A 13,249-nucleotide genomic window follows, 5' to 3' on the forward strand; every position below is an offset into this window, starting at 1 on the left:
TGACCCAGATCACCTTAACCGACATTTTAAAGTGTAATAAATCAATTTTATCAGTAAGTTACAATAACCATCATGATTTTAATCCCGTTAAGCCAATCCGATTAATCATTAACCCTGTAATAAATACTCTTCTGCTTTCTCAATACTTCTTGGTTTGCCGACCAGCATCAAAATATCATTTTTGCGCAATATCCAATCATCTGGTGCGGGTTCAGTTTCCGCCCCTTTACGACGAACAGCTCTTAACTCAACCTCTAACTCTTTCCACGGAACATCGATAACCTTCTTCCCGACACAGTTGGCACTGGCACTTAACGATACCGCATGGAGCAAATCTAAAGTGAAATCAGTTTCAGCGCCAGAGAAGAAGCCATGTAAATATTGGTAATGATTACGCCGTTCGGTTTCTAAGCGCTTTATAATCCTTGGCAAAGGTACACCACATTTATATAGCACTTGCGAGACCAGCATCAAACTGCCCTCAAGTGATTCTGGGATTACTTGAGTTGCACCCGCTGCTTTAAATTCAGCTAAGTTTTCATCATCTTTTGTACGAATAAGAATTTTTGCATCAGGAGCTAACTTGCGACTAATGGCCAATGCTTCTTCAACTAGTCTGGTTTCAGCAAAGGTAATGACCACCATACTGGCTTGACGGATCCCTGCGCGCTTTAAAATTGCCATTTTACAGGCATCGCCAAAGTAAACCGGTTCACCAGCAGTGCGTGCTTCGGTTACTCTGGTTGGATCTAAATCAAGCACCACATAATTAACCGCCTCCATTTTCAAAAATCGGGCAATGGTTTGACCCACACGGCCGTAACCCAAAATAATCACAAAGTCATCTTCATCACCAGCTGGCAGATTAATAGGTTCTGATTCCATTGACGGTGCTGCCTTGACGTCTTTAAATTTTTTAGCGATGTCCACACTATGACGTACCAACCATGGCGCTGTAGACATTGATATCACGGCTACCGCCACCAATACTGTACTTACTTGGCTTTCGAGTAATTGATAATTTACCGCCAGCGCAAGCACCACAAAACTAAACTCACCCACCTGGCCTAAACTTATTGCGGTACTTAACGCCACTTTGGCATGCTCGCCCACTAATTTAAGCAAGCCATAGACAATCACAATTTTAAGTAATGTTGCTGCAATTAAAATGGTTAATATTTGCCACCAATACTGCAGCACTAAACTGAAATCGAGTAACATCCCAATGGAGATAAAAAATAGCCCCATTAATAAATCTCGAAAAGGTCGAATATCGGCTTCCAATTGACGACGATACTGACTTTCCCCCAAAAGCATACCGGCAATAAACGCCCCTAGCGCCATAGACAAACCCAAATACTGAGTAAATGCACCGGTCACCAAAGCCACAACAAGTGTTGAAAGAACAAATAACTCATTTGAACGAGAACGAGCTACTTCATCAAATATTCGAGGCAGTACCCATTTACCAAATGACATCAGTCCAATAAAAGCCAAAATCCCGGTCAGCAAACCAGACACAATACTGCTGGTATTCATTTCACTGCTATCACTGGCCAATAACGGCAATATAATTAGCAGTGGCACTACGGCTAAATCTTGAAATAACAATACACTGACAGATAATTCACCATGGCGGCGTCTTAACCAGCCTTGCTCGTTCATCAGTTTTAACACTATCGCGGTAGATGACAAGGCAATGGCAGAACCAATTACAATCGCAGCCACTAATGTTTGCCCTAAAAGGAGTGCAATGCCGCCAGCTATCAAGGTTGTGAAGATAACTTGTGCGCTACCCAGGCCAAATACCGTGCGGCGCATCGACCATAAACGAGGCACTGAAAACTCAAGCCCTAAGGTAAACATCAATAACACAACTCCCAATTCGGCAACGGATTGCATTTGATGTTGGGTAAACCAATGAAAACCACTAGGGCCACTGACCACCCCCGTTAACAGATAAGCAAGAATAGCAGGCAAACCCATTCGGCCGAGAAGTGCAATTGCCGAAATGGCAATAACCAACATAAACAAAATATGTATGAACATACCGTGTTCCATAGAAAATACTCCTCGTCAAAAATCTGCCAATGGCAACGTTACTTTTTTGTATCAGATTGACACCAATATAACAAATACTTAAAAAATATAGAAAAAGATATTTGGGCACGATAATTGCTCAGACAGTTGTATCAAGCTGTAACAACTGGAGCTAACCCTATGGATTTTGCAATTGCTACCGAACTTTATCCTGATGATTATCAGTATAGTTCAGACAATTTCCTTAAATCTGACTCAGAAATTGACTTAGTCAAAGTGATACAACAACTGCATGGGAGTTTAGATCCTAGAACAGTTTTTGCCTGCTATGGCAAAATCATAGGCCAACATTTGCCGGTTACTGCAATCCAAATATATATTGGCGAACAAAAATACACTTGGGGTCGACTACAAGGCATAGCGCTGCATCGCAACATCACTGTCGATAATGTGAATGTCGCCTTACATTATTACCTCAGTAAACCATTAGGCTTACAGCATATTGAGCAGTTAATACAACTGGAAACCTTAGTCAGCCTACCATTGCATAACGCCCTTAAACATAAACAAATGTCTAATCATGCCATGTTTGATGCACTTACCGGATTAGGCAATCGTTTTTATTTTCATAAATATATACAAAAAGCGTTGGCTCGCGCTAATCGTCGTCAAAGCCAAGTTTCGCTTATCGTGCTTGATATTGATAAGTTTAAAAGTATCAACGATCAATTCGGTCACCTAATTGGCGACTCACTGTTAATCAGTTTTTCGGAGTTAATTAGCGAGTCAATTCGAGATACAGACCACGCCTTTCGAATTGGCGGCGATGAATTTGTGATTGTGGCTGAAGGTGACGTACAAGCGGCAAGTCTTGTTTGTCAACGAATTATAGATAACCAAAGTCTGCACACTGAATTAGTCGATTACCATGTGCAGTGTAGTTTAGGGATCGCACAAGCAAAATCACAAGAGGAAGTAGACAGTCTATTTCATCGCGCTGATGAAGCTATGTATACCGCCAAAGCGGCAGGTAGAAACTGCTTTAGCATATCAGAAGACTTAATAGGCTAAGCTAATCCTTTAACACAAAATGAAAAGCCAACTTATTCGCATAAGGTGGCTTTATCATATTTAGCGCATTGTCATAAAATCTAGTTTTAGCCATTTAACTAACTAAATTGATTTTTATCGAATCTGTCGAGAAAACCCCGTGATGCGAGCGAAGCGAAAGTCGCGGGGATGAATCGATAAACTAAACTTTCTCTTGGATATATTTTCGAATTGTATCAACGGAAATATTGCCTACTGAGCAAACGAAATATCCGTCAGACCAGAAAGAGTTCTCTGTCCAACTGCTTTACAAATTCTCCGGCATCAGCCTAAGAAGTTATTTTCAATATTTAACGACTAAAATCAAATGTAGAGTGATTAGATACTTACAATGTGAGTTGGTTTGGTATTCCACTTGACAACCCCTGCTTATACAGTAGTCTATACAGTATCCTGTGCAGTGGTATATACAGTGTATGAAAAAAACACTCAGATACAACTTTAGGTTTAAGCCGACAGTAGAACAAGAAGCCAAACTCGCTGAGTTTGGGGCATGCGCCCGTGGCGTATGGAACTTGTTGTTATCTGAAAATGTGCGTCGATATCGATATGATAAAACGTTTTTGTTTTACGACGAAATGGCTGGACTTCTCCGTGATTTGAAAATGTTCGAGGAGTTTTCATGGCTTAAAGCCTTTGACTCTGCGGCTTCTCAGCAGGTAGCTCGTGACCTTGATACAGCACTAAAAAATTCCTCTAACAAAGGCCGAGCTCAGCAATTTCCGACTTTTAAAATTAGCTTTAAACTGAAAAGACTTCACGACGATAGCTTTCGATGTGTCAATAATAACGACTGCATCCGCATTGAAAAAGGCGCGATTAGCATTCCGAAAGTTGGCAAAATACCAATTGTTTTGCACCGAAAATTAGCCAGCAAAATTAAGACGGCAACTGTCAAAATGCGCCACGGAAACTGGTATGTATCACTGACTCAAGAAGTTGAGTGTAAGAGCGCAAAACAAGTGTTATCAACGCTTGTGGGATATGACATTAATAGCCAATACACTGTTGTTGGCTCAAACGGTTGGTACGTTAAAAACCCGAAAGCTTTCAAGAAAGCATCATCAAAATTAAAACAAATTCAAGTCCAGTTGAGTCGCCGAACGAAAGGCTCAAATCGCTGGCAAAAAACCAAATCTCGTTTAAATAAACTTCACGGAAAAATCTCTCGCCAGCGCTTAGCGTTTGCTCACGAAGTATCATGTTCGATAGCCAAGAGCAGTGATATTATAGTGTTTGAGGATTTGAATGTGAAAGGAATGCAGCAATTTAACGGTCAGATGGTTAACGATAATGTGATGGGGTTAATCACACTATTAACCCAATACAAGGCTGAATTGAATGGCGCTGTTTACCATGAAATAGGTCGATACGTGAAATCGTCAGGCATTTGTAGCGAATGTGGACACGAACATAAATTCGATTTAAGTGTGCGAGAATTTTCCTGTGAAAGATGCAAAGCAATGCAGTGTAGAGATTTGGCCGCTGCTAAATCTGTTGCAGATACAGGCAAAAAAGATTTAATGGCGAGTGGGATACTTGTCAGGGCGCTGCCCAAATCTCAGCAGAAATCACCTCTTAAAACGAAAGTCTTTGAGTGATCAGAGTTTGGTGTGGGAACTGAGAAAAAAGAAGCAACCTAGTCGTCAAAAAACTAGATTGCAGAAGCCCCGTGATCAAAGCGAAGCGATGTCGCGGGGTAGTTCACATTACAAACCTCGTAACTGAATACGTCTTAAAAACTCTGTCATCACACGGTCGTACACTAAATCACCTAAAAACAAATCTTCAACATCGTGATCGATACTGGGATTATCATTCACTTCAATCACGTAGGCCTTACCGTCAATTTCTTTTAAATCGACACCATACAACCCTGCTCCAATTAGGTTTGCCGCCTTAGTCGCAGTATCAATCACTTGTTGCGGTACCATTTTTAAATCGACACAGTCAAAGTCACCACTGCTGACACGTCCGCTTTGGTGATGTTGATAAATTTGCCAATGTCCACGACTCATAAAATAGCGACATGCATAAATAGGTTGGCGGTTTAACATACCTATCCGCCAATCGTAATCAGTAGGCATGAAGGCTTGCGCTAAAATTAACGCACTGTGTTCAAATATTTTATTGGCTTGCTCAATTAATGCTTGCCGATCTTTAACTTTCAATACCCCAAGTGAAAATGCACCGTCAGGCACTTTTAATACCGCAGGTAAACCTATGTTATCAATTACATTATCGACCCAATTCTCATCTGATTTTTTAAAGATTAAACTTTTAGGCACAGGCACTTTATGACGATTTAGCAGTTCGGTTAAAAACACCTTGTTGGTGCACTTCATAATTGACTCAGGATCATCCATTACCACTAAACCTAGCTGCTCAGCGGCTTTGGCAAAGCGATAAGTAAAGTTACTGATATTGGTGGTTGAGCGAATAAATAAACCGTCAAACTCACTGAGGCGTGCTAAATCGTTAGCCCCAATTTGCACTAAATCCATACCAATGCGATTGGCGGATTTAGTAAATAGCTTTAATGCAGCTTTATCGGAAGCCGGCATTTTTTCATGTTCGTCAACTAACATGGCAATTTCGTAACGGTAACGTTTCGCTGCTTTGGGTAATTTCCAAACTTTTTGAGAAAAAACTTCCAAATACTTGGCAAATAAATCTTGTTCTGGCTCAGTTAAATCTTGAAAAGCTGAGGGTTCGATCGTGTCAACTTGCCACTTCCCAGCCTGTCTGGATAAGCGTACCACTAATACCGGCACGGTAAATCGTTCAAATATTTTACGAGCAATTTTTTCTAATTGAGGATTATCGCAAAAGCCAAAATAAATTTTCATTGCAATATCGTTTACTGAATCAGGTAATTTATCTAAACCCGATAAAGGTAAACTGAACAAACGATCTTGGGTCAGATCATTAATAGTCATCACCCGTGGAATAACCCTGTGCCCTCTTGCTTCTGCCATTAACGAACAATAATAACCCGTACTTAAATAATCATAACTACGGCACAAATTAATCACTTGCATCGCACTTCTGTCGGCGTAAGCCCCCATATCTAAATAATCATGAACTGTGACCATATTGTCACTCGGTAGATAAGGTCGCCAATCACTTGCATCATCAATAACAATTAAAAACTGAGCCATAAAATTTCTGTTGCCTCGCTATGCGATTTACGCATAAATTAACTATCCAAATTGTCTATTCGAGCCGAAATATGTTATTTCGTTCTGCCACACTAAACGACTTACCTCAACTTAACCGAATCGAACACAACGCCTTTAGCGGAGACAAAATCAGCGCTAGACAAATGAAACGCTTTATCAATTCTGACCTTGATCATCTTATCGTTGCCGATGAAAATGGCACATTAGCTGGTTATGCTTTGATTTTGTTCCATCGGGGTACTCGTCTTGCTCGTCTATATTCCATTGCCGTTTCCCCAGAATTTAGAGGGCGTAACATTGCATTTAAATTAGTCACTCAATGCGAGAATATTGCCGTTGAACATGGCTTCATTACATTACGCTTAGAAGTACGAAACGACAATATTGCGGCAAAAAATCTTTATCTGAAAATGGGCTATAAAGTATTAAAAACCTTAGTGCATTATTATGATGATCTTGCTGACGGAGTAAGAATGCATAAACGGTTAGATCCTCCTGGTCCAAGTGTTACCTTAAATCTACCTTTGTATATTCAAACAACCGACTTTACTTGCGGTCCATCCTGCTTATTGATGAGTTTTAATGCATTCGAAGCTGTTGAACACAATAGAATCACTGAGTTAAATATTTGGCGTGAAGCCACCACCATTTTTATGACCAGTGGTCATGGCGGTTGCAGCGCTAGAGGACTGGCTATTGCCGCCATCAATCGCGGCTTTGACGTTGCCCTTTATAGCCAAGATGAGCCGACACCATTTATTACGAGTGTCAGAGACACCAACAAAAAAGCCATCATTGAAATGGTTCATCAAGACTTTAAACAACAACTTACCGCTAAAGGCGTTAGCATTGCTCAGCAAAATCCAACGATTGAGCAAATTTGTGAATGGATTTCAGCAGGATTTCCAGTGCTTATCATGGTGAGCACATATCGGTTAGATGGTAAAAAAAGCCCACACTGGATAGTGTTAACAGGCTTTAACGAACATTACTTTTTCTTTCATGACCCATACGTTGAACAAATCGAAAACAGTATTAATTCAGCATTTGTGCCGATCAGTAAGACTGATTTACTTCACATGGCACGTTATGGCAAACAAAAACAAATCTATTGCTTAATCATTAGAGGGAAACAAAAAGCCAGCAGCTAATAAATGTTTAAGCCTATCTCATCTTGCTGGGCGAGGTATTTTTTATCCAACCATAAACCTAAAGCGGCAACCAACTTATCACCATAAAATAGCAGGGGCACTTGTTGACGTCGCCAAGGCGCAATACCTGCCTCGTGCCACAGTTTTTTAAGCTCTCGTGCTTGCTGACGACTTTTATGTTCAAACTGTGGTAAGCATTTAATACTGCCCGCCGCGCCATATTGGATCCTTACCTGATTGATATCCTTAGGTAAAGCAAGTCTATTACCTTGCTGCACTGTTACAAGTTGCAATTGCCAAGGAAAATAAGGTAATACTATAGACAAGTCACTTAGGCTTGAATCTAATACGATTTTATTCAACCAAACTTGTATTTTGGCGCTTGCCAGCGCATCGACACCAATAGCTGAACTTGTTAATACACTTTTATCCAATACATAAGCATACTGCGCATAACGTTTGAGCACTGCACCGGAAAACTCGATGTGGATATTCGCATCCTCTTTGGCTTCAACAAGTTGGATTAACATTTGCTGTAACTGAATTTGTGATGGTGCAGCAAAACCCTGTTGAAAAATAAATGCTCGCAGCAACTGAGTTTGCCAAGCTGGTGTTTGAGTGGCTAAAGAATCAAGGTTCAAGCCTACGCCATTATAATGCATAGAATTAACATTAGAATGACTAATCATAGAGGGTAATCGTAAGCGGGTTTCCTCGTCAATCAACTGTTGTTGCTCAGCAATAAGCGCTGCACTGCGACTGCCCGTTTGGGCAATACTCGGCCAACGTTGTTTGAGTAAAGGTATGATATTTAGGCGTAAAAAATTGCGATCAAAGCTGTCATCTTGATTGCTTTCATCTTCAATATGACTCAGGTTTTGTAAGGCAGCAAAGGTCTCTATGTCATCGCGACTTACTGCCAATAATGGACGGATTTTGTGATAACTCAATCCTGGTTGACTACGTGATTGAGCGCTTTGTTGTTCCCCCATCGCCGCTAAACCTTTCGGTCCTTGACCCCGTTTAATCGCAAGTAATAAGGTTTCTAGCTGATCATCTTGATGATGTGCGGTAAGCAAAATGTCGCCAGCAATAAGATGATTTTCAATTGCTTGGTATCGGGCTTCGCGGGCAATGGCTTCAAGACTTTGCCGTGGTTTAATGGTTAAATGAACTCTCTCAATGCAAATAGGCAGTTGGTAACTACTTGCTTGTTGCACACAATGCGCAGCCCACTCTTCTGCATTTTTACTGAGACCATGATGAACATGGACCAGTAAGCAATCAATAGCTGGATAACTTAGCTTAAATTGACTCAATCCAAAGGCTAACACTTGCGAATCAACCCCACCACTGTATGCAAGTACTAACTTGGGACTTGCGGTTTGGGTGTTATCAACATAGCTAACATCCTCAAGGCATGCTTGATATAAATGATGGATTTTTTCAACTAATTTATTGATATCTAACATGGTTAGTTGAAAACAATTTTGACATTTTTTGAACCTAACATGGACTCTAACGCTAACATTAACTCATCTGTTGGGTTAACACGCCACTCGTCCCCTAATGTTAACTTACCTGCAGCAGCAGACTGCTGATAATGGATTGTCACGGGAACTGCGCCACTTTTCCAAGGCTCAAGAGTTTGCATAAATTGCTCTAACCATTGTGCTGACAAAATATCAGCATCAATATTTAATTCGACAGCTTGGGCAAAATGACTGCGAGCCTCACCAATATCAATAATATTTCGGCCATTCATGCGATTACCGCCAGAAAACTCATCAAAACTGACATCGCCTTCACAAATCAAAATGCGGTCTTTTTCAAGTAAATGGCCAAACTTTTCGAATGGTTCGGTAAAAAGCATAACTTCTAAACGCGCACTTTTATCATCTAAAGTGACCAGTCCCATTTTGGCGCCACGCTTGGTCATCATCACTCGGGTCGCCACCACTAAACCAGCAGCCTTTACGGTTTTGCCACGCTCTGTTGGGTGAATATCTTTTAATCGACCTGAAGTATAGTGCTTTAACTCTGCAAGATACTGGTTAATTGGATGGCCTGTTAAGTATAGCCCTAAGGTTTCACGCTCCCCTTCTAGCCAAATTTTATCTGGCCAAGGCGTGCACTCAACAAATTGTTGTTTATTATCATCTGGCTCGTTATTTAATAGGCCAAACATATCATGCTGTCCAATCGCTTCAGCTTTGGCATGCTGGGCAGCTGCGCTAATGGCTTCAGGCAAAGTGGCCATCATCGAAGCACGATGTGGCCCAAGGCTATCTAACGCACCGGCACAAATCAGTTTTTCAATCACGCGTTTATTGAGCTTTTTAAGATCAATTCGAGCACAAAAATCAAATAGGTCAATAAATGGACCGTCTTTTCGGGCCGCTAAAATTGACTCTACAGGGCCTTCACCAACACCTTTAATGGCACCAATACCGTAAACAATATTAAGATCATCATCAACGGTGAACTTAAACAGTCCTTTGTTCACATCGGGGGGAATAAGCGGTAAACCCATGCGCTCACATTCATCCACCAAGGTCACAATTTTATCCGTGTTATCCATATCCGCAGACATAACTGCTGCCATAAACTGGGCGGGATAATGGGTTTTTAGCCACAGTGTTTGATAAGAAACCAGTGCATAAGCGGCAGAGTGAGATTTGTTAAAACCATAACCAGCAAACTTTTCTACCAAGTCGAAAATTTTCATCGACAAGTCGCCATCAATACCGTTTTTGATCGCTCCTTCTTTGAAGATACTGCGCTGCTTAGCCATTTCCTCTGGTTTTTTCTTACCCATTGCACGGCGCAGCATGTCCGCACCGCCAAGGGTGTAACCTGATAATACCTGAGCAATCTGCATGACCTGTTCTTGGTACAAGATGATGCCGTATGTGGGTGAAAGCAGTTCTTTGAGAGATTCGTGCTGATATTGTGAGTCTGGGTATGAGACTTCCTCACGCCCATGCTTACGCTCGATAAAGTTATCTACCATGCCTGATTGCAACGGACCGGGACGAAATAGTGCCACAAGCGCAATCATATCCTCAAAACAGTCGGGCTGTAGACGCTTAATAAGGTCTTTCATCCCTCTTGATTCAAGCTGGAATACTGCGGTGGTTTCATATTTTTGCAGTAATCTAAAACAGGCAGGATCATCAAGTTTAATCGCTTCTATGCGCACCGGCTCTTTGCCTTCTTTAACAAGGCGCGGATTGATCATCTGCAAAGCCCAGTCAATGATTGTCAGCGTTCGCAGCCCCAAGAAGTCAAATTTAACTAAACCGGCAGTTTCAACGTCATTTTTATCAAACTGGGTAACAGGGTTTAAGCCTTCGGCATCACAATAAAGTGGCGAAAAGTCTGTGATACGGGTGGGAGCAATCACCACGCCACCAGCATGTTTACCTGCGTTACGTGTCACGCCCTCTAAGCGGCGACACATGTCAATAAGCTCTTTGACATCTTCATCAGCGGCATACGCCTCAGGCAAAGCCGGTTCGACTTCAAATGCTTTTGCTAGGGTCATCCCGGGCTCTGCAGGAATAAGCTTAGTTAAACGTTCAACAAAACCATAGGGGTGGCCTAGCACTCGGCCAACATCTCGCACAACGGCTTTTGCAGCCATGGTACCAAAAGTGATAATTTGCGATACCGCCTCTCGGCCGTAAAGCTCTGCCACATGGTCAATCACTTCGTCACGCCGATCCATACAAAAATCGACGTCAAAGTCGGGCATAGACACCCGCTCAGGATTCAAAAAACGTTCGAATAATAAGTCATACTCAAGCGGGTCTAGGTCGGTAATTTTTAAGGCATAAGCCACTAATGAACCCGCACCTGAACCACGACCTGGGCCTACAGGAATGCCATGGTCTTTACCCCATTGAATAAACTCCATTACAATCAGGAAGTATCCAGGGAATCCCATTTGGTTGATAACCTGTAGTTCAACGTCTAAACGCTCGTCATATTCTCCTCGTCTTTGGGCGCGTATCTCTGGATCGGGAAACAAAAATGCCAATCTTTCTTCTAAACCTTTACGTGACACCTCAACTAAAAAGTCTTCAATGGTTAAATCGCCCGTGGGAAAGTTAGGAAGAAAGTATTCATGTAAGCGAATGGTGACATTACAGCGCTTGGCGATCTCAACGGTATTAGTAATCGCCGATGGAATGTCAGCAAATAAGGCACACATCTCATCTTCGCTGCGTAAATATTGTTGTTCGCTATATTTTTTAGGACGACGAGGATCTGCCAAGGTATAGCCGTCATGAATAGCAACCCTAATTTCATGAGCTTCAAAGTCATCGGCCTTTAAAAATACCACTTGATTTGTGGCCACCACAGGTAAGCCGGTTTTAGATGCTAATTCAACCGCCATATGTAAATAGCGTTCTTCATCAGCTCGATTAGTGCGTATTAGTTCTAAAAAATATCTATCATTAAAATGAGTTTGGTAAAAGTTAACCAGTTCATCAACTTGACCTTGGTTGCCTTTTAATAAAGCTTTACCCACATCACCATCTTTAGCGCCAGATAAAATCAAAATGCCTTTGTTGTAAGTCATTAACCAAGACTGGTCGATAACGACCCTGCCATCGACATGCCCACGTAAATAAGCTTCACTGATCAATTGGGTTAAGTTTTGATATCCCTCATTATCCATAGCGATTATGGTCAAAGCACATAAGTCTTTTTCAAAACCCGGTACTTGCATCCAAAAGTCTGCGCCGATAATGGGTTTGATACCCGCCCCATGGGCACCGCCATAAAACTTAACTAAGCCACAAAAATTGTTTTGATCCGTTAAGGCAATGGCCGCCATACCTTGAGATTCGGCTGCAGCTAAAATGGGCTTAACTTTGGCCACACCGTCAGACATTGAAAAGTCACTGTGAACACGCAAATGGACAAAACGAGGATCGGACATAGATAAATTCTTATTATTCGATGTTAAAAAAGGATGCAAAAAAGTAATCGAAAATCTTGTTCAGACTAGCAAACTCTTAAATAGGTTCCAATCATTTGTGCTGTTGCTTAGCTTATTGAATGAACCCAAATAAATCATTACACAAATTAAATTGATAAAAGGCTGCCGATTTAGCTGCGACTCAAACGCTCTGCTACAGGCTTAAAACTTTTTCGATGCTCAGCCAGTACGCCATGCAATTCAAGCGCCTCAAAATGCGCCTTGGTTGGGTAACCCTTATGTTTAGCAAAACCATATTGAGGATACTTAGCATCAAGCAGAGCCATTTCATTATCGCGGGTGACTTTGGCAATAATTGAGGCTGCACTGATAGCTGCAACTAAGCCATCACCTTTAATAATGGCATGGGATACAACACCAAACTCGGGGACTCGGTTACCGTCCACTAATACACGCTCAGGTTGAATATCTAATCCTGCAACCGCACGCTGCATCGCCAACATAGTGGCATGTAAAATATTTAACTGATCGATTTCTTGTGGATTAGCACGGCCAACACTGACAGATAACGCATTGTCTAAAATCAATTGATATAAGGCATAGCGTCGTTTCTCAGACAATTTTTTAGAATCATTTAGCCCTTCGATAGGCTTGCTAGGATCTAATATCACAGCAGCAGTAACCACATCACCAACGAGAGGGCCGCGCCCCACTTCATCTACGCCAGCCACCAAGCCATTTGATAACAATTCAACTTGCTCAGGTGTAATGGCTTTAATTAGCGTCGGTAATGCAATGACTGACATAACAAACTC

8 protein-coding genes and 1 pseudogene are annotated in these 13,249 nt (G+C 41.6%); 3 read left to right on the plus strand and 6 right to left on the minus strand.

Annotated features, from left to right (window positions below; translation table 11 throughout):
* Positions 1 to 108 precede the first annotated feature (108 nt).
* On the minus strand, positions 109 to 2,061 hold the full coding sequence (locus HBH39_RS10910; protein ID WP_167678186.1) for a monovalent cation:proton antiporter-2 (CPA2) family protein: 1,953 nt from the start codon (positions 2,059 to 2,061) through the stop codon (positions 109 to 111).
* A 159-nt stretch (positions 2,062 to 2,220) separates the two neighbouring features.
* Here HBH39_RS10910 and HBH39_RS10915 point away from each other — a divergent pair, with 159 nt between their 5' ends.
* The gene (locus tag HBH39_RS10915) at positions 2,221 to 3,111 is read left to right on the plus strand and encodes a GGDEF domain-containing protein (protein WP_167678188.1); all 891 of its coding nucleotides are present in this window, start codon (positions 2,221 to 2,223) and stop codon (positions 3,109 to 3,111) included.
* 181 nt (positions 3,112 to 3,292) lie between these two features.
* On the opposite strand, the pseudogene HBH39_RS20115 reads toward HBH39_RS10915, so the two are convergent.
* Positions 3,293 to 3,376, minus strand: a pseudogene (locus HBH39_RS20115) (transposase); the annotation flags it as partial.
* A 190-nt stretch (positions 3,377 to 3,566) separates the two neighbouring features.
* Here HBH39_RS20115 and HBH39_RS10925 point away from each other — a divergent pair.
* Positions 3,567 to 4,751 (plus strand): RNA-guided endonuclease InsQ/TnpB family protein, encoded by a 1,185-nt coding sequence (locus HBH39_RS10925; RefSeq protein ID WP_167678190.1) that lies wholly within the window; start codon positions 3,567 to 3,569, stop codon positions 4,749 to 4,751.
* Positions 4,752 to 4,859: 108 nt separating this feature from the next.
* Here the strand turns inward: HBH39_RS10925 and HBH39_RS10930 are convergent, their stop codons facing one another.
* Positions 4,860 to 6,311 (minus strand): RimK family protein, encoded by a 1,452-nt coding sequence (locus HBH39_RS10930; RefSeq protein ID WP_167678193.1) that lies wholly within the window; start codon positions 6,309 to 6,311, stop codon positions 4,860 to 4,862.
* 71 nt (positions 6,312 to 6,382) lie between these two features.
* On the opposite strand from HBH39_RS10930, the gene HBH39_RS10935 reads away from it, so the two are divergent.
* A complete protein-coding gene (locus HBH39_RS10935) occupies positions 6,383 to 7,483 on the plus strand; it encodes a GNAT family N-acetyltransferase/peptidase C39 family protein (RefSeq protein WP_167678195.1) in 1,101 nt (366 codons plus the stop codon).
* Here the strand turns inward: HBH39_RS10935 and tilS are convergent.
* The 3 genes from tilS to rnhB all read right to left on the minus strand — a co-directional run bounded on the left by tilS (position 7,480) and on the right by rnhB (position 13,240).
* Complete coding sequence (tilS, locus tag HBH39_RS10940) at positions 7,480 to 8,955, minus strand: tRNA lysidine(34) synthetase TilS (protein ID WP_167678197.1); 1,476 nt, start codon at positions 8,953 to 8,955, stop codon at positions 7,480 to 7,482. The genes HBH39_RS10935 and tilS overlap by 4 nt on opposite strands.
* 2 nt (positions 8,956 to 8,957) lie before the next feature.
* Positions 8,958 to 12,434 carry a DNA polymerase III subunit alpha gene (gene dnaE, locus HBH39_RS10945; protein ID WP_167678199.1) on the minus strand — a complete coding sequence of 1,159 codons (3,477 nt, stop codon included), beginning with the start codon at positions 12,432 to 12,434 and terminating at the stop codon, positions 8,958 to 8,960.
* Positions 12,435 to 12,604: 170 nt separating this feature from the next.
* Complete coding sequence (rnhB, locus tag HBH39_RS10950; RefSeq protein WP_167678201.1) at positions 12,605 to 13,240, minus strand: ribonuclease HII; 636 nt, start codon at positions 13,238 to 13,240, stop codon at positions 12,605 to 12,607.
* Positions 13,241 to 13,249 lie beyond the last annotated feature (9 nt).

This window comes from Shewanella aestuarii (assembly GCF_011765625.1).
GTDB classification, from domain to species: Bacteria; Pseudomonadota; Gammaproteobacteria; order Enterobacterales; family Shewanellaceae; genus Shewanella; species Shewanella aestuarii_A.

What these genes read in the sequence shown, in the direction of transcription:
- tilS (WP_167678197.1), bottom strand. Translation starts at nt 8,955, where the DNA reads ATGTTAGATATCAATAAATTAGTTGAAAAAATCCATCATTTATATCAA.
- rnhB (WP_167678201.1), bottom strand. Translation starts at nt 13,240, where the DNA reads ATGTCAGTCATTGCATTACCGACGCTAATTAAAGCCATTACACCTGAG.
- HBH39_RS10915 (WP_167678188.1), top strand. Translation starts at nt 2,221, where the DNA reads ATGGATTTTGCAATTGCTACCGAACTTTATCCTGATGATTATCAGTAT.
- HBH39_RS10910 (WP_167678186.1), bottom strand. Translation starts at nt 2,061, where the DNA reads ATGGAACACGGTATGTTCATACATATTTTGTTTATGTTGGTTATTGCC.
- dnaE (WP_167678199.1), bottom strand. Translation starts at nt 12,434, where the DNA reads ATGTCCGATCCTCGTTTTGTCCATTTGCGTGTTCACAGTGACTTTTCA.
- HBH39_RS10925 (WP_167678190.1), top strand. Translation starts at nt 3,567, where the DNA reads ATGAAAAAAACACTCAGATACAACTTTAGGTTTAAGCCGACAGTAGAA.
- HBH39_RS10930 (WP_167678193.1), bottom strand. Translation starts at nt 6,311, where the DNA reads ATGGCTCAGTTTTTAATTGTTATTGATGATGCAAGTGATTGGCGACCT.
- HBH39_RS10935 (WP_167678195.1), top strand. Translation starts at nt 6,383, where the DNA reads ATGTTATTTCGTTCTGCCACACTAAACGACTTACCTCAACTTAACCGA.